The organism is Sporosarcina sp. ACRSL (assembly GCF_022346605.1).
In the GTDB taxonomy this organism is placed as follows: Bacteria; Bacillota; Bacilli; order Bacillales_A; family Planococcaceae; genus Sporosarcina.
On the sequence record NZ_JAKRNT010000015.1, the window covers coordinates 49,991 to 74,909 of the forward strand.

Consider the following 24,919-nt stretch of genomic DNA (forward strand, 5'->3'; position numbering starts at 1 on the left):
AGATGGCTGCTTTAAGGCCGACATCCTGGTCAACGCAACTCTGCATTTTTGCCGACTTAACGTACACGTCGTCTTCTTAACACTAACTTTCGTTACTGATTAAGCTAAACCTAAAAGCGCCATGATGACGATGACGGTCATTGCAAGCCAGTGGGTAACACTTATACTGATAAAACCTTTTAAGAACGTATCTTTCATCGTTAACCCTGTAATATTGTTGAAGATAATTAAGAAACCTGAGTAAGGAACAATGGAGAGAGCTCCAGATCCAATTGCAATCGCCCGGTGAACCGTTTCTGGATCTAATCCAAGATCCAGATAAAATGGTGCGAAGTTCGCAACGGAAATACCGATTGCTCCAACAGCTGAAGCGGTAATCCCACCGATAAGACCTGTACCAATCATTAATGAAAGGACGGGAGGTCCAGGAATGGATTGAATCGCTTGGAATACGCCTTTAAACGCAGGAACACCTGTTGCAATACTACCGAATGCAATCGTACTACCCGTTGTGATCGTTGATGACAACGATTCATTAGCACCTTGATTTAACACATCTCTTTGTTGAGCAATTTGTTTACGGAACAATAGGGCACTCAACAGAATCGAAGCGATTAGAGCAACAATAATGATGTTATTGACAGAACTGAATATCAAGATGATGCCTAAAAGTACTACGATTGGCAGCAAACTAGTAATGAATGCAGGGAGTTCACGTTTAACTGACTCATTACTGCTTTCAACTTCATCTTTTACAGTAAATGTCTCGCCTTTGCGCAAGCTTCGGGACAACGAAATCTTCATGAATGTGAGTATGAAGATAATCGCTACGATGGAAGTGACGATTCCGATTAGCGGCGCAGCTGTTAATGTCGTTCCTAGACCAGTGGAAGGCACAATATTGTGTAAGGAAGGTGCACCAGGTAACATCGTCATCGTGAACGTCGACGTACCACCAAATACAGGAATGACGACTAATTTCCACGAGATATTAAGTTGTCTAAAGATCGGTTTCGCCATCGGAATTAATGCGAAGATAATAACGAACACATTAATACCGCCGTACGTAAGAATCGCAGAAATAATGAACAATGCCACTAAAGCGTTGTACGGGTTCTTCGTTCCTACGACTGACAACACTTTATTTGCAATGGAAACCGTTGCTCCGGCTTTATCCATATATTTCGCTAAGATAGATCCCAGTAAGAATATAGCGAAGTTGGATGCGATGAACCCGGCAAGTGATGTCATATACGAATTTTCTTTGCCGAATACAGTTTCTAATATGGGTACATCGTTAAACAGCAATACAACTATGGTCGCAATTGGCGCAGCTACAATGATATTGAACTTTTTAATAATGAAGAGAATGATTGTTGCGATCCCTAATAAAATCCCGGCGATTCCCAAAATATCCATCTAAATCACTTTCTTTCTTTAAGTTAAGTCATACGATGTATGTTTCCTCGATTTGAATTTCGAACAGATTATTACTAATTCCTCGATACAATCAATCCTTTTGTTGAATAACTAAATTCTAATTTCGAAAATGTCTCGAATTGAATCATCTCGAATTCAAGATATCGGGGTTTTCTTCACTCCTGTTTTTTACTAGTGAAGGGGAGGGCGATCTTTTCGAGAGAACGTGATAGTATCAAACCATATCAAGAATGTATTAAACATTTCGTTTTACTAGGTATTTGTTGCAGCGGAGATCCTCAATGGCTGAAATAATTAGTTCTCTTTATTTGTTGAAACCTTTTCGATAAATAATTTCTTGCAATAGTTAACCTCCTTATCAGTTACCTTGTACTACATTTTTAATGTACCTCATCAAAACGTATAAGTAAAATTCATATAAATTATAATTCGCATTCATATTGTCTATAGTTAAAGTTATTCATAAATAATTATAATCTGTTAGCGAGCTGAGTTAATCAATAAAATCGATTGCTTGCACAACTCGTCAAACCCTCTATAATGGGGTCAGATGTCATTACTACAAGTGGAATGTTATTCTGAATTTATAAAAATGATGTAAGAATGTATTGAGAATCAATCTCATCTAAAAAGGGGTAATATCTACCATGGATACGAGACAATTATCCTATTTCATTGAAGTGGCTAAGCAGAAAAGCTTTACACAAGCAGCTCAAATGCTCAACCTATCTCAACCGACTATTAGTAAAATGGTAAGAAATCTTGAAAAAGAACTGAATGTTGAACTCATTGATCGTTCAGCCAAGCAAATTGAGTTAACCGTAGCAGGAGAAATTGTATTTGAGGAAGGACAAAAGATTTTGGGAGCAATTGATGATCTATCCTCCTTGTTAGACGATATGGTGGATTTGAAAAAAGGAAAGTTGAAAATTGGTATTCCACCATTGATTGGCGTTTTATTCTTCCCCAAAATCATAAAAGGGTTTCGAGACTTATATCCAGACATTTCAATTCAGTTAGTAGAGCAAAATGCGACAAAGTTAAAGGATGCTGTTAATGAAGGACTACTTGATTTAGGTGTAGCTGTACTACCTGTCGAGGATGATTTTAATATTGTGCCTTTTGTTGATGAAGAGATGATGTTATTTGTCCATTATTCGAATCCGCTCTCGACAAGAGATAAGGTTTCTTTAGAAGAGTTAAAGAATGAAACATTTGTCCATTTTCAAGACGAATCTACACTCTATAAGCAAGTAATCCAGGAATGTATGCATGCGGGCTTTCGACCTCATGTTGCATACCAAAGTACATATTGGGATTTCATCACTGAAATGGTAGGTCAGAATCTCGGCATTTCAATATTGCCTAAATCTGTCGCCAAGAAAGTGGATCACGATAACATTAAAGTGATTCCTATTGAGAATCCTTCAATCTCCTGGAAACTAGGAATTATATATAAGAAGGATAGGTATATTTCATATGCAGCAAATGAAATGGTGAGGTATATAACTTCTTCAAACGTTTAAGAGGCTGACTCTTTCAGATGAACTTATCTGAAGGGGGCAGCTTCTTTTTTTATGAGTTTGTCATAAATGTGTACAGTACTGACATTGTGCACAGGCATCATTTATGCTATCGATGGTGCAAATGTACAGTTTCCTGTGCAGTTTATACAAATCGAAATTATCAGTTGTATTTCATTAACAAAGGCACCAGCGTTTTATTGGCTATAAGGTCTAACGACTCAAGCGAATTAAGCTTGTATACTAAACATACTTACATATTGTAAGCGTACACATGAAGGCTAATGTTTTAAAATCAATCATTCGCCTGTATAAATTAACTTTATGGAGGGTTCCAAATGGAAAAGGAAAAAGCCGTTAAAAAGAAGTTTCAGCTACCTCATATTTACGTCATCCTGTTTATCTTCAGTGCTCTGGCGGCCATTTCGACGTACTTTATTCCTGCAGGCCAGTTTGACCGTGTGCCAGGTCCTGACGGAAGAACATCGATTGATCCGAACTCATTTACAGAAGTGGAAGCTTCGCCAATTGGTATTGCCGATTTCCTTACTGTTATTCCGCGTGGATTGATTGACGCTGGAGAGATTGTATTTTTCACATTTATTATCGGCGGTATGTTTGCGGTGCTAAAGGCAACCGGAATTATTGAAGTAGTTGTGGACAGGCTCGCAAACCGTTTTGCGAAAAATAGTATTTTGCTGATCCCGATTTTGACAACCGTATTTGCGATTGGGGCAACATTAATTGGTACCCCTGAACTATCGCTCGTTTATATTCCTGTCATTATGCCATTAATTATCGCGTTAGGGTACGATTCAATTGTTGCTGCATCGATTGCGCTTGTCGGTACGGTTGTCGGGTTTACTACTGGAGTTCTGAACCCAATTAACGTAGGATTGTCTCAGAAAATTGTTGGTGTCCCTGTGTTTTCAGGATTGCCATTGCGTCTACTTCTATTTGTTGTCTGTGTATCGATAGGAATATTCTTCATCATGCGCTATGCAAAAAAGGTGCAGCAGAATCCTTTAAACAGCTATGTGTATGAGGATGATCAAGAAAAAAGGGAACTTTACAAGCAGAAAGATAAAATTGAAGCGAAAAGCATGAACACAAGACAAAAATACGCTTCCGTTGCTGCACTTGTCTTCCTTGGAATATTAGTATATGGTGTACTTCAGCACGGTTGGTTCATGGTAGAGATGGCCGGACTGTTTATCTTTATGGGAATCGTAGTCGGTCTGATTGCCGGATTGAACGCTACCAAAATTTCTAACGCTTTCACTGAAGGATTCCGTGAAGTGCTTATGGGAGCCATTATTGTTGGTCTTGCCCGATCTGTAGCTGTTGTGCTTGAGGACGGACAAATCATGGATTCGATCGTTCACAGCCTAGGTTCAGTAGTCGGCGAAATGCCATCCGTTCTCGGTGCAGTAGGTATGTATCTCGTACAGCTGGCCATTAACTTTATTATCCCGTCCGGAAGTGGACAAGCCTTAGTCACGATGCCAATCATGGGGCCACTTGCAGACATGATCGGCGTAACAAGACAGACAGCAGTACTTGCGTTCCAGTTCGGGGACGGCTTTGCCCATATTCTATTCCCGACGTCTGGTTACTTTATGGCTGCACTCGTCATCGCCGGTGTCTCTTGGCAAAAATGGATTCGTTTCTATTTGCCGCTATTCCTAGTGTTTTCAGCAATTGGGATTATCACATTAGTAGTCGCTCAATTGGTTCAATACACAGGCTGAGAGCATTAATTTGAAACAGTAAAGCCTATTTTCTCGAAGCTAAAAGAGAAAATAGGCTTTTGTTTTTAAAAAAGATGTAGTTATTATTTTCGACCCTTTTTCGTATCAAATTCATAAACGGCTACTGTTCCTGAAACTTCATGTGTAGCTGCTAGTAAGGCTTTTCCGGTAGGACTCGTTTCTGCTGGAATAAAGTGTAGACCTTCAGGAGATACATCGCCTTTAACATCCTCGCTAAAGTCTCGACTTGAAATGAAGGTTACAAATTTAGGCTTTTTAGGTTTGCTTACATCATAGACCATTACACCACTTGTTCGTTCAAGGGCGATGAAACCATATGTGATACCGTTAATCTCTCCAGTAATAGCGGTTTCGGGCTCTGGTCCTTTAGCAGAACTTCTTTTATCGTAAGCAATCTCGTCGTTTGTTGTATTGAAGTAATCAGGTAGTGCCATTGCTGTAATTTCCTCAAAATCATTTCCACTGTCATAAACTAATTCCATTGTTTCAGCATCAAAAATAGAGAAACTACGTCCGCCATAAGAGTAAAGTGCTTCATATTTCCCCTCGTCATTTAATCCATTTTCAAGGGTAATATTTGTTTTCGCTAACTCATCAAGAAGTCCTTTTTCGACCAATCGATCAAGTTGTTTTTGATTGTATCCCCCATAGTGATCCGCATTTAATTGAATACGGTCAGCAATATCTTTGATGCTCGCTTCTTCTGAGTAGGCATCATAATCACGGGCATCTCCCTCATTAGCAGTAACGATATAATTTTTATTCCCTACAGTAAAATTATCAATTGCATCCGGCATATAGAAACCAAGAAGTGGGAGCCTTTCAATCTTTGTTTGGCCGTCTCTTTTGCCATCTAGTTCATTCCCTGGTAGAGAATGATCTTTAACTCCTAATCCTTTCACATCGATAATGGTATTCGTTTCAAGGTTAACCGTAGCGATCGCATTGTTCTCTTGAAGCGTCACATATGCCCGTTTGCTATCGTCAGACACTGTAATGTATTCTGGTTCCAGCTGTTGAAGAGTAGATCCTTTTGAATTCACTCGAACATTTTCATCCAAATGAACTCCTTCAAAAGTTAATGTTCGTGCTGTTAGATCTTTTAGACTTTCTGAGGTTACATCTTCTTGATCTAAAACGGTAGTTAAATCGATAATGGAAATTGATCCTTCAGGGTCTACACTGTAATCATCATTTGGCTCACCTTCGTTGGCGGACAATAGTTTTGTCCCATCAGGAGTAAAAGTGACCATATCCGGTAAAGCACCGACTTGAACCTTTGTTAAATACTCGCCGTCTTTTGTCAGTAGCACAACAAAACCAGGATCAGTCTTCGGGTCGCTGACGACAGATAAAGCGATCACGTCTTTGGTAGGATGTGAGGCAACACTTGTAATATCATCAACATTTTCAATCCCGAAGTCTTTTAGATAAACTCGTTTAGATGATTCAATTGTGTTATATTTTCCTGATTTTAATCCCTTAAATGACAGAATATCAAGAGCGGATTCTGCTCCATTTGTGACAAAAGCTCGATTTAAATTCTCGTCATATGCTAAAATCTCGGTTCCGCCTTCTCCAGCTCCACTATCATATTGACCAACTTGAGAAACGTTGAGATGTCCTCCTTTATACTGGAAGAATGAAGGCTGCTCTTCTGCTAATACGTTGTAGGCTACGCCACCGGAAATTAGAAGACCTACTGTAGCTATACTAGTAATGACTTTACGTTTTAAGTTCAATATAATTCCTCCATATAATTGAAATACTTCCATAGAACAATCTAATAATATTGCTTAAATGTTAAATCTAGACTGTGTATTAGTAAAACTTTTGTAAATTAAATTAGGGGAAATAGCTCTATCACAGGGCACTGTTGCCTTTAACAGAGCCTAGTAAAGAAAAAAGTTCCTACCAAAATGATAGGAACTTTTAAAGCTGCTTTGAGTTTTATTTATCCGATTGGACTTGAAACACTTCAACAGTATCAATCATTTCGTTTCCAGGAGTACTCGTGCTGATAAAGACCGTATTCGAGTCCTCACTCCAATATCCTGTATAAGCAATAACAGCATATAAATCTGCGTTTTGCATAATCAACGATGAGTTGGAAATTTGTCCATTGGCTAGCTCAGCTATATAAACATTGGCTTTATACTCTTTACCAACTTGCACAGGTGCGTCAAATAGAATTTTGCTTTTATCTGGGGAGAGTTTATAAAATGGCACCCAAACCCCTTCCTCGTCTTCGCCACCTGCTATAAGCTGTGTCACTTGTTCTGTTTTGAGATTTAGTGTATAAATCCCGGATTTTCCGTTGTATACATCGTTAAAGATTATTGTTTCTTCGTCTAAAAAGTGATAGCGGTCAATAGAATCTATTTTTTCTAGTGGCGATAATTGTTCCATTTCACCTTTTTCCGTCAAATGATAAAATCCATAACCTTCTTGTAATGATTTCCCCACAATATATACCCCATTACTACTCGTTTGGAATGATGAAATTGATAAACCGTCCCAATCAAACATGTCTGAGATTTTCCATGATGTTTTTTGATCTGTTGAAAGGTTTGTTTTCTCTAATAAAATATCACTTTCTTTATGAATGATTTGGATGACAGTTGAACCATTACTATTGCCAAAGTATGTCATATGTTCTGCTGAACCTGTTCCAATGAACTGTTTCGTATTCAATTCAAAATCAAGAACATAAAATTCTCCATTCACAAGAGATAAAGCGCGTTGACCGTCTTCCGATAACAAATAGAATGGTTCGTCTGCTATTTTCTCTTTTTTCATCGTCTCAAGTTTAAGTCGATATGTTGCTTTGTTTTGATTGTAAAATAACTGATCCCCTTTAAACCCTGTGTAGTTTGCTTCTACTTCAATAGGTATTGAACCTTCATGTTTTACGTTAAGGCTGCCATCCGTTAGAGCACTTTGTAATTTGACGTCTTCGGAAATCGTTACGGTTTTAGAGGTTGCCTCCCCAGAAATCGTGCATCCAGCTGCAATCATACTGCTTAATGCGAGTACTGCAATTCCTTGCCATTTTCTTTTCATCTCTTTATTCCTCCTTATAGTAGCTTGCAGTAATAGCATAAGGAATTGTTGTTTCAAATTTTGTAGTAGTTGTTGCCATCGTGTTGCCAACGAGGAATTGTAATTGCTACAACTGCTTGTCCTGATACTTCTTCAAATTTAATTGTCCCTTTATGGCGGTCGACTATATTGGCACAAATAAATAAGCCTAAACCCGTACTTCCTTCTTTTTTTCGATGAATAAATGGTTCGAAGATATGTTTTAAAATTGTTGGTGGGACAGGGGAGCACGAATTTCTTATTAGGATATGATCACGTACCTCTATGTTAATATCATGACCTAGCTTGCCATGCTGAATAGCATTATCAATCAAATTAATAAAAAGTTGTTTGATCTCATTTTCATTGCCTAGTATAAAATATGGATCACCACTAACTACAATGTTCATATCATGTTGTGTTGTCTTGATTTGCATGTCCTCAGCAATCGACTGTACAAGAGGAAATAAGTCAATCACTTCAGTTAGTTTAGTTGGAGTCTTAGATTGATATTTCGATAATGCAAGTAATTGGGTGACCATTTCATTTAAACGATCACTTTCACTTCTGATTTTTAGTGCTGCATTACTAAGAAAAGCAGCATCGTCAAAATCCTTTTCTCCAATAATTTGTGCATAGCCTGAAATCGTCGCCAGGGGAGTTTTTAATTCATGGGTTACATTATTGAAAAAGACCCTACGCTTTTCTTCTAATAACATGACCTTCTCTTTTTCAAGTTCAACCGTCTGGATATGTTGCTGAATTTCATGTTGCATCAGCTTAAAATGCTTCGCAAGTTTACCCACTTCATCGGTTCTATTGAGGGCAGGTATGGGCTGATAATCACCCTGTGCCATTTGTTTGGTCGCATTTGTTAAGTTATGAAGTGGTTTAGTGAGTTGGTTTAATATGAATAAAGAAATGATGAAAACTCCTAGAAATAACAGGACGGTAAGTAGGGTAAAGCTTGATATTAATCGCTTGTTATGTTGAAACACATCAGTGTAATCAGCGGTAAATCGAATGACTCCGTGAAAGGTAGTATCGATATAAAGCGGGAAAGCGAAATATAGCAGTGTTCCATTTGAAACCGGTTGAATGGTATAGGCTGATTTATTTTGAAAAGCCTGTATTAATTCTTCACTGCTCTCATTATCTACATTCGTTTGATAACGTTGATGTTCAATGATTAACGGTTGGTCAATCGGTGCTGCTTCATATAAAAATTGCCCAGCTGTATCATAGAGAGCTACGCTTTGAGCATGAATTTTACTAAGCTCATTTGCAATTGCGTAACTATCTACAGTGAAAAAGTTTCCATCTTGTTTATGTAATTGTTCATATTGCTTCATGTATTGTTTCGTTGCATATTGTAACGTGTTGACTCTTGATTCTAAGTTTGATGTCGTATGAATTTCTAACATGTTTGCTAAAACGAAATTAAAAAGGAATGCAGCTACAGAAAACAACAACAAAAATCCTACAAAGAACTTCTTTCGAATTGTCCAATTCATTCGTTTAGTTTCCCTTCATTTTATAGCCGATCCCGAACACAGTTTCAATAATTGATGAATCTAGTTTCTTTCGGATTCTTTGTACATGCACATCGACCGTCCGAAGCCCACCTTCATAATCCATCTCCCAAACGGTATCTAGGATTTCTTCTCGTGAAAACACACGATTTGTATGTTGAGCGAATAACAACAAAAGCTCATATTCTTTCGGTTTTAGTACAACAATTTCATTATTTTTATAGACTGAATATGCACGAGGATCAATGTAAATAGATTCATTTACTTTAATATAGTGATAGTGAGTTTGTGATGAATTTCGTCGCAGCAATACTTTTACACGCGCAATGACTTCGCGTACATCAAACGGCTTAGTCATATAGTCTTCAGCTCCGAGTTCTAGTCCTAAAACCTTATCTACAATATCATCACGTGCAGTTAGCATTAAGATCGGGAGGTTACTAATGGATGTAATCTCTTTGCAAAGCTCAAAGCCTGTTGTATCAGGTAACATTAAGTCCAAGATGACGAGGTCGATTTCAATTCCTTGAAGGTATTTCAAAGCATCTTTCCCTGTAGAAGCGCCCTGTACGATAAACCCTTCTTTTCGTAATGCATACGCTAATATATCGTAGAGGGATTCCTCATCTTCTACTATTAAAATTGTTTTCTTTATAGTATTCATTTTACACATCCTTCAAAAAGCATTTGTTATTTATTTTACTAGATAGTTGTTTCTAAAGTATTGCTGTACAGAATTTTGAAAAGAGAATTCAGTTATAAAACTGTATGGTCTGTATCTTATTGGCTTGTTAGGCGTCAGAGAAGGCATTTCTTCAAATCGGAGAAGTGCTTTTTTATTGGATTGTATTCAAGACTTTTGATTATAGTATTCCTTGACAGGAATATTCCTAAAGAGGTATATTGTTATTAAGAAAGAGTGGCATTTCAGACTTTTATTTTGGAGAGAAGGAGGGGAGTTAACGAAATAATAGTACCATAGAGAAAAAGTTGGGAGATGATTCAACATGAACTCGCAGATTTTCAGTGCCCTGGCTGAGCCCAACCGCCTTGATATCGTTGATCTTCTGCTAGAAGGACCGCTTCCAGTAGGAGAAATAGCAAAGAAGTTAGAATTGAACCAACCTCAAACCTCCAAGCATCTTCGGGTGCTTTGTGAAGCTGGTCTCGTCGATGTTCAAGCAAAAGCGAACCGCCGTATTTACAAGTTAAGACCTGAACCGCTTCAAGAACTGGATACGTGGCTCGATTCCTATCGGAAATTGTGGGAAACAAGGATGGATCGGTTGGACGATTATCTGAATGTATTACAGGGCAAAAAACCATTGAACTAAAGATTGCGTATATAAAAAAGTATAGGAGCGTGAAAAATGCCGATTCGAAAGTTAGGTCAAATCATGTTGTATGTCAACAACCAAGATCAAGCTCGTGATTTTTGGACGGAAAAAGTAGGTTTTCAAGTAGTTGCCGAAGAAGATAACGGTCAAGGAATGAGATGGATTGAAGTTGCCCCTCCTCACGGGGGAACAAGTATCGTTCTCCACAATAAAGATTTCATAGCTAAGATGGAACCAGAATTAAACCTTGGTACTCCTTCTTTAATGTTCTTTACAGATAACGTCGAACAATTGCATGGTGACTTACAAAATAATAACGTCAAAGTTGGAGATATCGTTGATATGCCTTCCGGAAAAGTATTCAATTTTGCTGACGATGAAGATAATTATTTCGCTGTAATGGAAAAAAAGTAATGAATAATGTTAGCATCTTGTTTTTCAAATACATTTAATGGAGGCGAATAGCCATGTCCAATCATTCAATGGTAAAAAGGGTAGAGAACGGTCGGGTTTTAATTCTGGAACGTACATTTGATGCACCTCGAGAACTTGTGTTTACTATGTTTAAAGAGCCTGAGCATCTTAAGTTTTGGTGGGGGCCGGAAGGCTGGGAACTTCCTGTTTGCAAGGTTGACTTCAGACCAGGTGGCGTTTGGCACTACTGTATGAAGTGCGTTGATCGGAATCAAGGTGAATTTTATGGGATGGAATCTTGGGGCAAAGCAATATACAAGGCTATTACAGAGCCAGAGTCAATTGTTTACACAGATTATTTCTCGGATGCAGAAGGCAGTATCGATGAGAAATTGCCCTCAACTGAAGTGACGTTGGAATTCATCGAATTGGACGGTAAGACGAAACTGATTAATCGGGCAGAATACGTTTCTGCAGATGCTCTTAAGTCCGTTATGGATATGGGTATGGAACAAGGTATTGCTGAGACTTGGAATCGTCTAGAAAGATACTTGAGCCAAATAAAATAAAAATGAATAACCATTCTCTCAGTCAAAAGAAAAACAAACACCAATGTCCGGTGTTTGTTTTTCTTTAATAAATTCTTGAGATTTTCTTACTTCGTTTCTAACGGCAATGACGGGTCCTTTGCCCATTCGGTCAGTGAACCGTCGTAGACAGCTACATTGTTTTGGCCGAGTTTATTTAATACTAATCCCGTCCAAGTCGCCGCAATTGCGCCACCGCAGTAGGTGATGACTTTTTTGTTTGGATCTAGGGCACCGACTTCGTCGAATATCTCAGCCAGCTTTTCATCATCATATAGTTCTTTTGTCTTCGGGTCTGATAGCGAGCCGAAGAATACGTTGACGCTGCCAGGAATATGGCCGGGTCTTCCATACGTGTTCACTTCGCCGTTATAGCTTGCTTCTGACAAGCTATCTAAGATGATGACGTTATCATCATTAATTGCTTCTAGGACATCCTCTTTCGTCACGAATAATTCAGGTCGTCTTTCACCTGTAAAGTTTCCTTTTGGATACGAGCCAGGTTCAGTCGTTACAGGACGGCCTTCCTCAATCCATTTTGGTAAACCACCATCAAGTACGGCGACATTGTCAAAACCTTCGTAGCGTAGTTGCCATGCTAAGCGAGATGCCCAGTCAGATGCAATAATATCTGCACCTACAACAGCGCCTTGATCATAAACGACGACATATGTGCCATCTCCAACACCAAGTTCTGAAATTTTTTCTGCGAATCTTTCACGGGAAGGAACTGTGAAAGCGTATTCGCTATCCGGATCGGATAATTCATTTAATAAATCGGCAAAAACCGCACCAGGGATATGTCCTTTTTCATAAGCTTCTTTTCCTGACCAGACGTCATAATAGCCGTCTCCTTCAGGATGTTTTAAAAATGTTGTTGCGTCAAGTAATCGTAAATTAGGGTCATCCAGTCTTTCTTCAAGCCAGTCTGTCGTTACAAGTAATGGTACTTTGCTCATTGCTCATCCACTCCCTAATCAATAATGTATTGATATCCTATGGAATTACTAGGATTAAAAGATATACTATCATTTGATTATAGTTTATTCAAACAATAGGCATTGATAAAATACATTACATACGATGTGTGCTGTGTTTAATATTATCGAAGAATTAATATCCTGATACGAACAAAAAAACAGCCAATCGCCGGTATAATCCCGACAATTGGCTGCAGTGTCAATTATTTATGAAACCTTCTTCTTATCAGCTGATTCTTTATCATCTAGTTTGAATTCATCTGACACGTCGTCAACAATATCTTTTGTTGAGTTTTTAAATTCTCTTAATGTTTGTCCAACGGCTTTTCCTAGTTGTGGTAATTTAGATGGTCCAAAGATAATTAAAGCGATCACGAGAATGATGATTAATCCTGGTACACCTATACTTGGCATGGTTGTTCCTCCTTATAATTGACGTGCTTTGGAAGTATGTAATACTAGAAAACTTCTGGCAAAATGCCATGTTGCAAAAATTATTCCTTCAAACTTTCCTCTAGTTGTTTCTCCTTTGCCAGCTTTCTCTTAACAGACCAGCTAGACACCCAAATACTGATTTCAAACAAAAGCAATAAAGGAATAATAATCAAAATATCCGAAACAAAATCTGGTGGAGAAATGGACACACCTACAACGACAAGAATAAAGTAAGCGACTTTCCTCATTTTTCGTAACTTATTCGGTGTTACAATTCCTAACTTTGTTAAAAACAGTATGACGACAGGTAATTCAAATACAATCCCTACAGGAATGAGAAGATTAAACATAAAAGAGAAATATTGCTTCATACCATAAGTTTCAATTGCACCTATAGATTCATTGATATTGGCCATGAAGTTCAACATCAAAGGAAATAACAAGAAGTAACTAAAACTGATTCCTGCTAAAAATAGTAAAAAAGAAGCAGGGATAAAAATAATTGTTCCTTTGGATTCTTCCTCAGATAATCCAGGTTTTACAAATAACCATATTTGATACAATGCGATTGGCAATGTAATGAGTAAGGATATCACTAAGGCACAACTTAGATAGATCATAAGCCCATCCGTATATCCGAACACATTCCATTCCACACGAGCCGCTGTAGGCTGCGATTTAATAAGAGTTAATAGTTTAGGTGCAAGAGTAAAACCGATTATTAACGTAACGATAAATGTCACAGCAACAATAATTAGCCGTTTTCTTAACTCTGTTAAATGCTCTACAAGCGTGTACTCTCGTTCTAGTTCCATGCTTCTTACCACCCACTACTTTCGTGTAAATAAAAAAATAGCTCGTCGTCTTGTTACATATGATACATAGTGAGCGTAAAGTATCGCTTCTTATCCACTTCATTATACACATCAAAAAAATAAAGTACAAAGCTTTTTCAGAAAATCTTAAAAATGAGTTTATTGATATTTTAATAATTATAGAATGTTCCAAATCCTTGTTTTGTAGAGTTGAATTAATGTCTATAAATTATGGTAAAGTATGAACTTACTAGAAATAAATGGTTACATAAATATTTTGAATGGTTAAACTTACTCTAAAATCATATTATTTTAAAATAAATGTAGTAGAATAAGAAGCGTTGTTTCCTGCTCCAAAAGGTCTACATATCGAACCAATTTCATAATTGCTAACACGTAGCTAGAATCGGGCAAGGTCAAGCTAGAAAGCGACCATCCGCAACGAAAATAAACCCTTTTCGTGTTGAAATTGATTCTAGTAAGAGTTACTTGAAGGGTTGGAACAAAATATCAAAGAATGGAGGAATGAGAGTGTCCCAGTACAGTAAGGAAGAACTGAGTTTGCTTTTTCAAGCACTATTTCCAGTATGTCTAATTGGAGGATTAGCTATTTTTCTTATTTCTACTTCCGGCGGCTTCCCATGGTATACGCTTTTAGGTACTGCAATTGGTCTATCTATTATTATTCTTTCATGGGTAGGGAGAAAATCTAGCATATTTGCAGTCTCACTTCTAGCCGTTGCGGCAGTTTTTACACCTCTTTACAACTTCAGTGCTATTTTTTGATATCAAATATTTACTTAGGTAAATAATTAATAATCGAATTTGGAGGTTTTAACATGTCAACAAAAGATGAGAAAAATTCACTTTTAGAGAAACGGTCCTCTAGACGAAAGTTCCTTAAAAATTCAGGACTTACAGTCGGTGGACTTATTGCAGGTGGAGCACTTGGTAGTCTTTTAGGGGATAACGAATCAACTAAAACAGAAGTCCAATCTACACCTCAAAAGACTTTTGAGAATCCGAATGTCGCATTAATGTATTTTACACCTGAGCAATACCGTATTACAGAGGCGGCGACGGAAAGAATTTTCCCGAAAGATCATAATGGTCCGGGAGCTAAAGAATTACTAGTTGCTTATTATATCGACCATCAGCTTGCAGGCGGATGGGGTACAGGTACGAAAGAATATACATCAGGACCTTTCTATCCAGGTGAACCAACCCAAGGTTATCAAGGCTGTCTTAACAGACAACAAATTTTTGAAATCGGGCTAAAAGCTATACAAGACCTCAGCTTGAAAACATACGAAAACCCGTTTGAAAAGCTTTCGGAAGAAGAGCAAGATGCGATTCTAACTGAGTTTGCAGAAGGGAAAGTAGAGCTAGTCGGAATGAAATCTGATTACTTCTTCGGTGTTTTACGGTCAGCAACCCTTGAAGGTGCATATGCCGACCCATTATACGGAGGGAATGCAGGTATGGAAGGTTGGAAGATGAAGAACTTCCCAGGACACCAAACGAGCTTCCTCAATATTATTGAAAAAGAGTTTACGAAGATCGAACCACAAGCGTTAAATTCTCAACATAGTCACTAAAACATTTTGGATCATGTAAGGCATTAAGATTGAGGAGGAAATAGTGATGGCGAAAAAATTACCAAAAACAGATGTCGTTATTATTGGTGTTGGTTGGGCTGGAGGCATTATCGCTTCTGAACTTACGAAAAAAGGCCTTAAAGTAGTTGGTTTAGAACGAGGGAAAGATAGAAAAACAGAAGATTATTTCATGGCACATGATGAACTCAGATATGCGATTCGACATGAAATGATGCAAGACCTATCGAAAGAAACGATCACGTTCCGTAACAATGAAAAAATGCGTGCTCTCCCAATGAGACAATACGGTTCATTTTTACTTGGCGTAGGTGTAGGCGGCGCCGGAACACACTGGAATGGGCAAAACTTCCGTTTCCTCCCATATGACTTTGAAATGCGCAGTAAAACCATTGAAAGATATGGTGAAGACAAAATCCCAGCTGACATGACGATCCAAGACTGGGGAATTACATATGATGAAATTGAGCCTTACTATGATCAGTACGAGAAAATGGCTGGGATTTCTGGTGAGGACAATCCACTAGGTGGACCACGCTCAAATCCATTCCCTACTGGTCCGATGAAAAAAACGCAAGCGATGCAATTATTCGATAAAGCAACAAAAAATATGGGGCTACATCCATATGTTCAACCTTCCGCGAACTTGTCGGAAAACTATACAAACCCAGACGGAATTTCACGCGTAGCTTGTCAGTACTGTGGATTCTGTGAGCGATTCGGTTGTGAGTACGGTTCAAAAGCTGACCCGCTTGTTACTGTAATTCCAGTTGCAAAACAAACAGGTAACTTCGAAGTGAGACCTCATTCTGAAGTACGCCGCATCTTAAAAGATGGAGACAAAGTAACGGGCGTCGTATACGTCGATATGAATACAGGCGAGGAATTTGAACAACCAGCTGACGTTGTTGTATTAACAGGCTATGTCTTTACAAACGTTCGTCTTCTTCTTTTATCTGGAATTGGAAGACCATATGACCCAGCTACTGGTACAGGTGTTATTGGGAAAAACTATGCGTACCAAATCCGTAAAGGTAGAGCAACAGGATTCTTCGACGAGCAAAAGTTCAATAACTTTGCTGGAGCAGGCGGCTTAGGAATGATCGTTGACGATTATAATGGGGATAACTTCGACCACACCGATTTGGACTTTATCCACGGTGGTATGATCATTCTTGGACAAACTGGGCTTAGACCGATTGCCAATAACCAGATCCCTTCAGGTACACCAACTTGGGGTAAAGAGTTTAAAGAAGCATCGTTGAAATATACGAATGCAGCTCTAACAGTTAGTGGTGAAGGTGCATCAATGGCTTATAAACAGCATTTCCTAGATCTTGACCCTGTTTACAAAGACTCATTCGGTGATCCTCTAGTTCGAATCACTTTTGACTTTGAAGAACAAGACCGTAAATTGACTGAGTTCTTGGCGGATAAATGTGAAGCGATCCTTAAAGAAATGGGTGCAGATCATATTGATACGAGTAGAGAGCTCGGACCATATAACGTTGCTGAATATCAGTCAACTCATAATACAGGTGGCGTAATCATGGGTGCAGATCCTGAAACATCTGCAGTCAATAGCTATCTTCAAATGTGGGATGTAGACAATCTATTTGTTGTAGGAGCTTCTGCATTCCCACAAAACGCAGGTTATAACCCAACAGGTACAGTTGGCGCATTATCTTACCGTGCCGCTGAAGGGATTATCAAGTTCTTCGAAAACAACGGCGGCCAATTAGTAGAAGCGAAAAAAGATAAACAGCATGTATAAGCAATCCTAGCATAATGAAAAGGCCTTTCATCAATTCGCTGAATTGATGAAAGGCCTTTTTGATATTTTCTTATTCGAGATTAATCCCAGACATGATATAAGGAATTGCTGATTTGATATATTCTTCAGGGGTCACCTTCATGCTATTTCTTCTCCATTCAACAGAAGCCCCGTACATGCCCCAGCTTAAGATGACAGCAGTGACATTGACCGCTTCCTTATTTTGACCAGAATGTTGTTGGAGCAGCATTTTCGTAAAGATGACTTCAAGTTGGTCCCGTATAATACGGGCAATCGTATCTTCGTATCCTCGATGACAACGACTTGATAATGACTTTTGGAAATCTGTGATTGCGATGAAGATGCTCACTAACGATTCCTCATTCAGTTCTTTATTTTCATAGTCATGACAATCCAAATTAATGGATAGAACCTCGAATAACACTTTGTCCAATAAGTCGTAGATATCTTCGAAATGATAATAGAATGTGGCACGATTGATCATAGCCTCGGTTGTAATATCTTTAACGGTAATATCCTTAAATTCTTTTTTACTCGACAGTTCCATGAAAGCATCCATAATGAACTTACGTGTACGAAGAACGCGAGGATCCGTTTTTACTTCAGTCAAGTTGATGTCCCCTTTCTTTTTAAACAGTTTCGTCAATGTGTTGGATAAGCGACGAATCTAAACTTCTATTGGTTTTTCTCCCATTCCGTATGGTCTACAATTCTAATTGTAAAGCAAATTAAACAAGTTTGCTAAATGAAAAAATAGACGAAACATCATTGGGAGGAATGGAAAATGGTTAAAATTGGTATTATTACGGGGAGCACTCGCGATTCTCGAGTGAATTTACAAGTTGCAGAATGGGTGAAATCCATTGCAGATCGAAGAACGGATGCAGAATTTGAATTGGTGGACATTAAGAATTATAATCTGCCGAAATTCAATGAGCCGATTCCGGCGATCATGTCACAGGATTATCAAGCACCGGAAGCGAAAGTTTGGTCTGAAAAAATTAGTGAGCTTGACGGGTTTGTATTTGTCACTCCGGAATATAACAAAGGGATTACGTCCGGGTTGAAAGATGCAATCGATTATCTATATGTAGAGTGGAACAACAAAGCGGCGGGGATTGTAAGCTATGGTTCTACGCTTGGCGTGACAGCAGCGAACAACTTGCGTTTAATCCTCACGGTACCGAAAGTTGCTACAGTCGGAACGCAGGCGGCACTAAGTCTGTTTACGGATTTTGAAGAAATGAGAACGTTTAAGCCAGCACCGTTCCATGAAGAAACTGTTCAAACGATGTTGAATGAAGTTGTCGCTTGGTCGACTGCTTTGAAAACGATTAGAGAGTAATGTTCTTAAACAAAAGGGTTCGAAAATGATTTGAGGGTAGAGCTTCTTGTTGGTCATAAGCGCTAGAAAACCACTTTAAATCTACAGGTCTTTCATCAATTCAGTGAATTGTTGAGAGGCCTTTTTCTTTTCCAAATAAAATGACCGTATTTCTTTCACCAAGCAGTTTAGTTTAATAAAACACCTTATTTGGCAATAAAATAAGAGTGTAGGCAAAAAAATGAGGGGTGACGACGTATGACAGCGAATAAAAATTCAGGTGATAGTAAGAAATTGTCGGGTCCTGAACAGGTGGCGGAATTTATGAACAAACTTGACCATCCGCTTAAAGATAAAATAGAAGAAGTTCGCAATATCATATTAAGCACAGATGATAATATTACAGAACATATTAAATGGAATGCCCCTAGTTTCTGTTATGAAGGTGAAGACCGAATTACATTTAATTTTCATGGAAAGGGCTTATTTCGACTCGTTTTTCATTGTGGCGCTAAGGTAAAAGACCGAAATACCAATGAACCTCTCATTGAAGATCCTAGTGGCATATTGGAATGGAAAGCAGCTGATAGAGCGATAATAAAATTTACTGATAAAAATGACGTTAAAGCGAAAGAAGAACAACTTAGAGAAGTAATCGCAAAATGGCTCAAGGTTGTTTAAGAAAGATGAAAACGAATAGAGAATAATATCCTAGGAGGAGAAGAGGATTTGCTCTTTTCCTCCTTTTTATTTATCTCAAAGAAAGAAAGCACTCTGCATTCTATAAATTCGAAATATCCATATCATGAAAGAAGACATAACGAAGTAGAGGTGGATAAATGAAAGCAATTGTATACACAAAGTACGGCCCCCCGGATGTTCTTCAATTGAGAGAAGTAGAAAAGCCGATTCCTAAAGAAAATGAGATTTTGGTGAAAGTAAAAGCGACAACGGTAACTGTGGCAGATATTCGGTCACGGAGTTTTACAGTTCCTAAAGCTTTTTGGCTGCCTGCCCGAATCACACTAGGTTTTAGGGGACCGAAAAAACAAATATTAGGAATGGAGCTGGCTGGAGTTGTGGAGTCAGTTGGAAAAGATGTCAAAAGGTTTAAGGAAGGTGACCAGGTCTTTGCGGCATCTTTGTCGGATTTTGGAGCATATGCCGAATATAAGTGTTTACCAGAAGATGGTCCTTTATCTATAAAACCTTCAACTATTACTCATGCAGAAGCCGCTGCCATCCCAATTGGAGCACGCACAGCATTGTTTTTTCTGAGGAAAGCTAATATCCAGAACGGACAAAAGGTCTTAGTGTATGGTGCGTCGGGAAGTGTAGGAAGTTATGCAGTTCAGATTGCCAAGTATTTCGGGGCACACGTTACAGGGGTATGCAGTACAACAAATCTAGATTTGGTAAAATCCCTTGGAGCCGACAAGGTGATTGATTACACCGAAGAAGATTTTTCTACGACAGATGAGACATATGATGTAATCTTTGAAGCGGTCAACAAGAGTTCCTTTTCAGCGTGTCTGAAAGTGTTAAAGAAGGGCGGTACGTATATAAATATTACCGAACCGCTACCAAGTCCTCAAATGCTTTGGACTACATTGACAAGCGGCAAGAAGCTGGTATTAAGCCGAAATGCTCCTGAAACATCCGAAACGCTAGACTTCTTGAAAGAACTTGTTGAGACGGGAAAGGTAAAAGTGGTCATTGATCGGTACTATGAATTTGATGAAATCGTTGAAGCTCATCAATATGTGGAGAAAGGACACAAAAGGGGAAATGTCGTCATCCATGTGGAGAAGGAGCGTTCGTGATGTTTACTGGGAGAATGAACTTTATTCGCTTTCTCCTTTTTTGCGGATTTTTGTCAAACAGTTGGAGAAAGAGTTGCCTTCATTGTTCTGTTATAATGGTATGCACAGACTAGATACGATGGAGGGAACTAGATGGACTTTATACGTAACCGACTCTTGGGTTACGGAGTGGATGAAAGTTTGATTGGCAGCCTTTCAAATGTAATTATGATTTTGTTTATCGCGTTACTTTGTGTCATTGCGAATTTTATTACGAAAAAAATTGTCATTCGATTCATTACTCATATCGTAAACAAGAATACATTTAAATGGGATAACATTTTATTGGAACGAAAAGTGTTTCATCGCTTGTCCCATATCGTACCTGCTATCATTATTTATTCATTTGCTACAACGTTTAGCACGTATGAAAACATAATTGCGAAATTAGCAATGGCGTACATTATTATTGTGGCGCTTATTGTCATTAATAGTTTATTGAATGCCCTGAATGATGTGTACCAAACATATGACGTGTCGAAAGTGAAGCCGATTAAAGGGTATATCCAAGTCATCAAAATAGTACTGTTTATTTTAGGCTTAGTTTTAGTCATTGCGATTCTCGTTGGGGAGAGTCCACTCATCCTATTAAGCGGGATTGGAGCCCTTTCTGCAGTGTTGATGTTAGTGTTTAAAGATTCCTTATTAGGGCTTGTGGCGGGTATTCAATTATCTGCCAATGATATGGTGCGAGTGGGCGACTGGATTGAAGTACCGAAATACGGAGCGGACGGGGATGTCATCGATATTTCATTGAATACCGTCATGGTGCGGAATTTTGATAAAACGGTGACGATGCTGCCGAGTTATGCGCTCATTTCAGATTCATTCAAAAACTGGCGGGGGATGCAAGAATCCGGTGGTCGGCGCATTAAGCGTGCCTTGTATATAGATACGACAAGTATTACATTTTGCACGAAGGAAATGATTGAAAATTATAAGAAAATCCATTACCTTACGGATTATATTACGGAGCGGGAAAGTGAAATCGAAGAATACAATATCAAGAATCAGATTAACCGCAATAATGTCGTAAACGGAAGAGCGCTCACGAATATCGGTGTGTTCCGCGCATACATTACGCAATACTTACAGCATCATCCTGGCATCCATCAAGAAATGACATTGATGGTTCGGCAGTTAGCACCAACTGAAAATGGTCTGCCAATCGAAATTTACGCCTTTGTGAACGATATAAAATGGGCAGTGTATGAAACTGTGCAAGCCGACATTTTTGATCATTTATTCGCTGTTGCGCAGGAATTTGGGCTCCGTGTGTTCCAAAATCCGGCTGGCAGTGACTTCAAGGCGTTGAGCGAAGGAGTAAGAAGTGAGGCAGAAAGCAGTGAATCAAAAGGTCTTTCATCAATTTGAATTGGCGAGAGACCTTTTATTACATAAAAAACACATAAAAATGCGTTGGGAATAATGTGAATTTTGAAACATGAACTGCGATTACTCGTCTATTTTATAAATGAGAATGTAGAGGAGGGGACTGGTTTGGTAAGCGCTTTACGGTTTGTTTTTCTAGGGATGATGTTGGGATTATTCGTAGCAGGATGCGAGAAAGAAACAACTATCAATTATGAAGCTACTCCGACATTTATTTCTGAAGATGAGGAATTTGTAGGTGTTGAAGGTAAGGTAGGTTTTCTGAACGGAAGTTATACTGCAAATGAACCCCAAAAGACAGTATGGCATTTTTGGGGAGAACCGGATGAAATCAATGGGGCAGTTCGAGTTGAGGGGACTTATTTAGAAACAGGAGAAAAATACCCTTTATTATTAAATGAACATAGCTTTAAGACTGCAACTTGGGAATACAATAATGGATTCACTCAACCTAACTTGGGAGCATCTAAAACAATGCCATCATATGTTGGATTTGAAAAATCAGGTCTCTGGAAAGTTTCTGTTTATATCGATAGCGAAAAGTTTGGTGAATTTATATTAGAGGTGAAATAATATACTAGTGTAATTGGAAGTCCAGCCACCTTGAAAAAGTTAGCGTTGGGAACTGTAATAGTTCATTCTTACTTATGGAAGATGGATAAGATGAAGAAAGAGCTCTTAATGGAAAGGACACGTATGATGAAAGCTGCAGCATACGTTCTGTATTCTAAATTCCCGGTTGGAGCTGCATTGCTAGGGGTGATTTTCAAGCAATTGTTGTAGCAGGCAATGTAGTGGATTTTCTTCCGCCTTGCAGCATTTGCCGACAAGTCTTAGCCGAGTTCTATTCCTCTGAAATGCCTGTCTATTTAACAAACGACAAAGAAGAGATATTGGAATTGACTTTAAAGGATTTATTGCCGTACGCATTCACGGATTTAGAGATGTAACTATTAGTATGTTTTGCACTTGCGGCGCGACATTCCGACAAAACACTGCAATTGAATATAAAAAAGAAACCGCTAAGTTAAGATATAGTCGGTTTCTTTTTGCGTTTGTATAACTTTTCATGAATCGTCATAAATGTTGTACTGTAACAAATTAGGCGCCGAGAAGACTGGTCTTTGGGGCTATTCATTATAAGTGATGGGATATAGTCTAAACAGTTTTATTTACCCAGCATAATCTACTAGGAGTCTTAAAAAAGGGGGGTAAATATGAGAAATCCAGAAGAGTTACATCATGGGCACGAGCATCATCGCCACGAGCACCGCCGCGAGCATCATCGCCACGGGCACCATCACGGCCATCACCACGGGCACCACCATCATGGGCATCACCATCAGCACACTCATCACCATGTTCATCATATGCACGGTCACCATGTAGGCCATACTACAGGACACCATATGAGGCATCACCATGCGGTTCAGCCTGTATATGTAGGTCCTCATCAAATGATTCAATCAGTAAATGTCTACCCAGAAAGTCATCGCCAAATGGTTCAACCTGTGAATGTCTTCCCAGTAAGTCATCACCAAATGGTTCAACCTGTGTATGACTTTCCTGTAAGTCATCACGGATACCCATGTGATCACATGGGACATTTTGACGGATACGGCTTTTGAGCTTAGACTTGTACTCAATTCGTATGGATCAAATCTACTAACTAAACAAATGGAATTAGAAGATCTTATAAACAGAGAGCCCTTGCAAACTCCAACCGAAGTTTACAAGGGCTCTCATTTATTAACTTAATTTACCGTAGGGCATACGGTTCAGGCAGGGAATGACAATAACATTACCTGTTAAATGAAATACATATTCAGTTGTAATTGTGTTATTTTATTTCTTGATCAATGCCAAGAATGAATTATAAGCTGAAGTAACTTGTTGGTAATAGCCAACTAGCTTGTCCCAAACCGTTGTTTGAGCAACTTCAGTTGCTGGTTCTTCAGCAGTTTCTTCGTCATTAGCAGACTCTTCTTCTGCTACGTCGTCACCTTCAGTAGCTTCTTCGCCTTCAGTAGCTTCTTCGCCTTCAGTAGCTTCTTCGCCTTCAGAAGCTTCTTCGCCTTCGGTAGCTTCTTCGCCTTCAACAGCGTCGTCACCTTCAACAGCGTCTACGCCCTCAACAGCATCGTCGCCTTCAACAGCTTCGTCACCTTCAACAGCGTCTACGCCTTCAGCAGCGTCGTCGCCTTCAACAGCTTCTCCGCCTTCAACAGCGTCGTCCCCTTCAACAGCTTCTCCGCCTTCAACAGCGTCGTCTTCAACAGCGTCGTCCCCTTCAACAGCTTCTCCGCCTTCAACAGCGTCGTCTTCAACAGCGTCGTCACCTTCGACAGCGTCATCGCCTTCAACAGCGTCGTCACCTTCGACAGCGTCGTCGCTTTCGACAGCGTCTCCGCCTTCAGCAGTTTCTTCGCCTTCAGCAGCGTCGTCACCTTCGACAGCGTCTCCGTCTTCAGCAGCTTCTTCGCCTTCAACAGCTTCTCCGCCTTCAGCAGCGTCGTCACCAGTAGGTAATTCTATTACATCGTCAGCTTCGACAGGTAGTTCTTCTGCTTCTTCACTTGGTAAGACAACTCCAAGTGTATCTTGGATGACAAAATTATAGTAACCAAGTAAACTTACATAATTTTGTACTAGAGCTCTATATTCATTTGCTAGCGTATTTGTTACAATATCGTCAGCAGGAGCTTCTGTAGCTTCATCTTCTTCTACAGGAGTTTCTGTGCCTTCTTCAGCTGGAGCTTCTGCATCTTCGTCAGCTGGAGTTTCTGCATCTTCTTCGTCAGCTGGAGTTTCTGCATCTTCATCAGCTGGAGTTTCTGCATCTTCGTCAGCTGGAGTTTCTGCATCTTCATCAGCTGGAGTTTCTGCATCTTCATCAGCTGGAGTTTCTGCATCTTCTTCGTCAGCTGGAGTTTCTGCATCTTCATCAGCTGGAGTTTCTGCATCTTCGTCAGCTGGAGTTTCTGCATCTTCATCAGCTGGAGTTTCTGCATCTT

At 39.1% G+C, this 24,919-nt stretch carries 25 protein-coding genes and 1 other annotated feature (1 of these 26 only partly in view); of the genes, 14 read left to right on the plus strand and 11 right to left on the minus strand.

What is annotated here, in order from left to right; all coding sequences use genetic code 11:
- Nucleotides 1-59, minus strand: a sequence feature (23S ribosomal RNA rRNA prediction is too short) (it extends 64 nt beyond the left edge of the window).
- A 40-nt stretch (nt 60-99) separates the two neighbouring features.
- A complete protein-coding gene (locus tag MHZ92_RS18940) occupies nt 100-1,419 on the minus strand; it encodes a GntP family permease (protein WP_239433276.1) in 1,320 nt (439 codons plus the stop codon).
- Nucleotides 1,420-2,087: 668 nt separating this feature from the next.
- Here MHZ92_RS18940 and MHZ92_RS18945 point away from each other — a divergent pair.
- On the plus strand, nt 2,088-2,966 hold the full coding sequence (locus MHZ92_RS18945) for a LysR family transcriptional regulator (protein WP_239433277.1): 879 nt from the start codon (nt 2,088-2,090) through the stop codon (nt 2,964-2,966).
- Between the two features lie 335 nt (nt 2,967-3,301).
- Nucleotides 3,302-4,714 carry a YfcC family protein gene (locus tag MHZ92_RS18950; protein WP_239433278.1) on the plus strand — a complete coding sequence of 471 codons (1,413 nt, stop codon included), beginning with the start codon at nt 3,302-3,304 and terminating at the stop codon, nt 4,712-4,714.
- An 83-nt stretch (nt 4,715-4,797) separates the two neighbouring features.
- On the opposite strand, the gene MHZ92_RS18955 is transcribed toward MHZ92_RS18950, so the two are convergent.
- The 4 genes from MHZ92_RS18955 to MHZ92_RS18970 form a co-directional block, all read right to left on the minus strand.
- Complete coding sequence (locus MHZ92_RS18955; RefSeq protein WP_239433279.1) at nt 4,798-6,477, minus strand: choice-of-anchor I family protein; 1,680 nt, start codon at nt 6,475-6,477, stop codon at nt 4,798-4,800.
- Nucleotides 6,478-6,685: 208 nt separating this feature from the next.
- The gene (locus MHZ92_RS18960; protein ID WP_239433280.1) at nt 6,686-7,798 is read right to left on the minus strand and encodes a hypothetical protein; all 1,113 of its coding nucleotides are present in this window, start codon (nt 7,796-7,798) and stop codon (nt 6,686-6,688) included.
- A gap of 53 nt (nt 7,799-7,851) precedes the next feature.
- On the minus strand, nt 7,852-9,330 hold the full coding sequence (locus MHZ92_RS18965; protein WP_239433281.1) for a sensor histidine kinase: 1,479 nt from the start codon (nt 9,328-9,330) through the stop codon (nt 7,852-7,854).
- A gap of 4 nt (nt 9,331-9,334) precedes the next feature.
- A complete protein-coding gene (locus MHZ92_RS18970) occupies nt 9,335-10,012 on the minus strand; it encodes a response regulator transcription factor (RefSeq protein WP_239433282.1) in 678 nt (225 codons plus the stop codon).
- Between the two features lie 343 nt (nt 10,013-10,355).
- Here MHZ92_RS18970 and MHZ92_RS18975 point away from each other — a divergent pair, with 343 nt between their 5' ends.
- Genes MHZ92_RS18975 through MHZ92_RS18985 form a run of 3 tightly spaced genes read left to right on the plus strand, consistent with a single transcriptional unit; the run spans nt 10,356 to nt 11,668 of the window.
- On the plus strand, nt 10,356-10,682 hold the full coding sequence (locus MHZ92_RS18975) for an ArsR/SmtB family transcription factor (RefSeq protein ID WP_239433283.1): 327 nt from the start codon (nt 10,356-10,358) through the stop codon (nt 10,680-10,682).
- 36 nt (nt 10,683-10,718) lie between these two features.
- Entirely contained in the window at nt 10,719-11,099 is a 381-nt protein-coding gene (locus MHZ92_RS18980; protein WP_239433284.1) for a VOC family protein, read from the plus strand.
- A gap of 53 nt (nt 11,100-11,152) precedes the next feature.
- Nucleotides 11,153-11,668: an SRPBCC domain-containing protein gene (locus tag MHZ92_RS18985; protein ID WP_239433285.1), complete on the plus strand. Its 516-nt coding sequence runs from the start codon at nt 11,153-11,155 to the stop codon at nt 11,666-11,668.
- Between the two features lie 86 nt (nt 11,669-11,754).
- Here MHZ92_RS18985 and MHZ92_RS18990 read toward each other — a convergent pair whose 3' ends face one another.
- From MHZ92_RS18990 to tatC, 3 genes are all read right to left on the minus strand, one after another.
- Nucleotides 11,755-12,645: a sulfurtransferase gene (locus MHZ92_RS18990; protein ID WP_239433286.1), complete on the minus strand. Its 891-nt coding sequence runs from the start codon at nt 12,643-12,645 to the stop codon at nt 11,755-11,757.
- Between the two features lie 228 nt (nt 12,646-12,873).
- Nucleotides 12,874-13,080 carry a twin-arginine translocase TatA/TatE family subunit gene (gene tatA / locus MHZ92_RS18995; protein ID WP_239433287.1) on the minus strand — a complete coding sequence of 69 codons (207 nt, stop codon included), beginning with the start codon at nt 13,078-13,080 and terminating at the stop codon, nt 12,874-12,876.
- A gap of 80 nt (nt 13,081-13,160) precedes the next feature.
- Nucleotides 13,161-13,916: a twin-arginine translocase subunit TatC gene (gene tatC, locus MHZ92_RS19000; RefSeq protein ID WP_239433288.1), complete on the minus strand. Its 756-nt coding sequence runs from the start codon at nt 13,914-13,916 to the stop codon at nt 13,161-13,163.
- Nucleotides 13,917-14,447: 531 nt separating this feature from the next.
- Between tatC and MHZ92_RS19005 the strand changes: the two genes are divergently transcribed.
- Genes MHZ92_RS19005 through MHZ92_RS19015 form a run of 3 tightly spaced genes read left to right on the plus strand, consistent with a single transcriptional unit; the run spans nt 14,448 to nt 17,306 of the window.
- Nucleotides 14,448-14,702, plus strand: a complete 255-nt coding sequence (locus tag MHZ92_RS19005) for a hypothetical protein (protein ID WP_239433289.1) — start codon at nt 14,448-14,450, stop codon at nt 14,700-14,702.
- A 53-nt stretch (nt 14,703-14,755) separates the two neighbouring features.
- Nucleotides 14,756-15,514 (plus strand): gluconate 2-dehydrogenase subunit 3 family protein, encoded by a 759-nt coding sequence (locus tag MHZ92_RS19010; RefSeq protein ID WP_239433290.1) that lies wholly within the window; start codon nt 14,756-14,758, stop codon nt 15,512-15,514.
- Between the two features lie 46 nt (nt 15,515-15,560).
- Nucleotides 15,561-17,306, plus strand: a complete 1,746-nt coding sequence (locus MHZ92_RS19015; RefSeq protein ID WP_239433291.1) for a GMC family oxidoreductase — start codon at nt 15,561-15,563, stop codon at nt 17,304-17,306.
- A gap of 70 nt (nt 17,307-17,376) precedes the next feature.
- Here MHZ92_RS19015 and MHZ92_RS19020 read toward each other — a convergent pair whose 3' ends face one another.
- On the minus strand, nt 17,377-17,937 hold the full coding sequence (locus tag MHZ92_RS19020) for a TetR/AcrR family transcriptional regulator (protein ID WP_239433292.1): 561 nt from the start codon (nt 17,935-17,937) through the stop codon (nt 17,377-17,379).
- Nucleotides 17,938-18,111: 174 nt separating this feature from the next.
- Between MHZ92_RS19020 and MHZ92_RS19025 the strand changes: the two genes are divergently transcribed.
- From MHZ92_RS19025 to MHZ92_RS21670, 6 genes are all read left to right on the plus strand, one after another.
- Nucleotides 18,112-18,672, plus strand: a complete 561-nt coding sequence (locus tag MHZ92_RS19025; RefSeq protein ID WP_239433293.1) for an NADPH-dependent FMN reductase — start codon at nt 18,112-18,114, stop codon at nt 18,670-18,672.
- 237 nt (nt 18,673-18,909) lie between these two features.
- Entirely contained in the window at nt 18,910-19,332 is a 423-nt protein-coding gene (locus tag MHZ92_RS19030; protein WP_239433294.1) for a DUF1801 domain-containing protein, read from the plus strand.
- A gap of 158 nt (nt 19,333-19,490) precedes the next feature.
- The gene (locus MHZ92_RS19035) at nt 19,491-20,474 is read left to right on the plus strand and encodes an NAD(P)-dependent alcohol dehydrogenase (protein WP_239433295.1); all 984 of its coding nucleotides are present in this window, start codon (nt 19,491-19,493) and stop codon (nt 20,472-20,474) included.
- 132 nt (nt 20,475-20,606) lie between these two features.
- Nucleotides 20,607-21,887, plus strand: a complete 1,281-nt coding sequence (locus MHZ92_RS19040) for a mechanosensitive ion channel family protein (RefSeq protein ID WP_239433296.1) — start codon at nt 20,607-20,609, stop codon at nt 21,885-21,887.
- A gap of 126 nt (nt 21,888-22,013) precedes the next feature.
- Nucleotides 22,014-22,478 carry a DUF4871 domain-containing protein gene (locus tag MHZ92_RS19045; protein WP_239433297.1) on the plus strand — a complete coding sequence of 155 codons (465 nt, stop codon included), beginning with the start codon at nt 22,014-22,016 and terminating at the stop codon, nt 22,476-22,478.
- A 221-nt stretch (nt 22,479-22,699) separates the two neighbouring features.
- Entirely contained in the window at nt 22,700-22,855 is a 156-nt protein-coding gene (locus MHZ92_RS21670; RefSeq protein ID WP_370644785.1) for a hypothetical protein, read from the plus strand.
- Nucleotides 22,856-23,140: 285 nt separating this feature from the next.
- On the opposite strand, the gene MHZ92_RS19055 is transcribed toward MHZ92_RS21670, so the two are convergent.
- The gene (locus MHZ92_RS19055; RefSeq protein ID WP_239433298.1) at nt 23,141-23,299 is read right to left on the minus strand and encodes a hypothetical protein; all 159 of its coding nucleotides are present in this window, start codon (nt 23,297-23,299) and stop codon (nt 23,141-23,143) included.
- A gap of 451 nt (nt 23,300-23,750) precedes the next feature.
- On the minus strand, nt 23,751-24,919 hold a 1,169-nt coding region (locus tag MHZ92_RS19060), incomplete at its 5' end, for a hypothetical protein (protein ID WP_370644786.1).

Excerpts from the sequence above, each read along its gene's own strand:
- MHZ92_RS19010 (WP_239433290.1), top strand. The coding sequence starts at position 14,756 with ATGTCAACAAAAGATGAGAAAAATTCACTTTTAGAGAAACGGTCCTCT.
- MHZ92_RS18980 (WP_239433284.1), top strand. The coding sequence starts at position 10,719 with ATGCCGATTCGAAAGTTAGGTCAAATCATGTTGTATGTCAACAACCAA.
- MHZ92_RS19035 (WP_239433295.1), top strand. The coding sequence starts at position 19,491 with ATGAAAGCAATTGTATACACAAAGTACGGCCCCCCGGATGTTCTTCAA.
- MHZ92_RS18960 (WP_239433280.1), bottom strand. The coding sequence starts at position 7,798 with ATGAAAAGAAAATGGCAAGGAATTGCAGTACTCGCATTAAGCAGTATG.
- MHZ92_RS18970 (WP_239433282.1), bottom strand. The coding sequence starts at position 10,012 with ATGAATACTATAAAGAAAACAATTTTAATAGTAGAAGATGAGGAATCC.
- MHZ92_RS18940 (WP_239433276.1), bottom strand. The coding sequence starts at position 1,419 with ATGGATATTTTGGGAATCGCCGGGATTTTATTAGGGATCGCAACAATC.
- MHZ92_RS18945 (WP_239433277.1), top strand. The coding sequence starts at position 2,088 with ATGGATACGAGACAATTATCCTATTTCATTGAAGTGGCTAAGCAGAAA.
- MHZ92_RS19040 (WP_239433296.1), top strand. The coding sequence starts at position 20,607 with ATGGACTTTATACGTAACCGACTCTTGGGTTACGGAGTGGATGAAAGT.
- MHZ92_RS19030 (WP_239433294.1), top strand. The coding sequence starts at position 18,910 with ATGACAGCGAATAAAAATTCAGGTGATAGTAAGAAATTGTCGGGTCCT.
- MHZ92_RS18990 (WP_239433286.1), bottom strand. The coding sequence starts at position 12,645 with ATGAGCAAAGTACCATTACTTGTAACGACAGACTGGCTTGAAGAAAGA.
- MHZ92_RS19055 (WP_239433298.1), bottom strand. The coding sequence starts at position 23,299 with ATGGCCTACATGGTGACCGTGCATATGATGAACATGGTGATGAGTGTG.
- MHZ92_RS18950 (WP_239433278.1), top strand. The coding sequence starts at position 3,302 with ATGGAAAAGGAAAAAGCCGTTAAAAAGAAGTTTCAGCTACCTCATATT.
- MHZ92_RS18975 (WP_239433283.1), top strand. The coding sequence starts at position 10,356 with ATGAACTCGCAGATTTTCAGTGCCCTGGCTGAGCCCAACCGCCTTGAT.
- MHZ92_RS18985 (WP_239433285.1), top strand. The coding sequence starts at position 11,153 with ATGTCCAATCATTCAATGGTAAAAAGGGTAGAGAACGGTCGGGTTTTA.
- MHZ92_RS18965 (WP_239433281.1), bottom strand. The coding sequence starts at position 9,330 with ATGAATTGGACAATTCGAAAGAAGTTCTTTGTAGGATTTTTGTTGTTG.
- MHZ92_RS19015 (WP_239433291.1), top strand. The coding sequence starts at position 15,561 with ATGGCGAAAAAATTACCAAAAACAGATGTCGTTATTATTGGTGTTGGT.
- tatA (WP_239433287.1), bottom strand. The coding sequence starts at position 13,080 with ATGCCAAGTATAGGTGTACCAGGATTAATCATCATTCTCGTGATCGCT.
- MHZ92_RS19025 (WP_239433293.1), top strand. The coding sequence starts at position 18,112 with ATGGTTAAAATTGGTATTATTACGGGGAGCACTCGCGATTCTCGAGTG.
- tatC (WP_239433288.1), bottom strand. The coding sequence starts at position 13,916 with ATGGAACTAGAACGAGAGTACACGCTTGTAGAGCATTTAACAGAGTTA.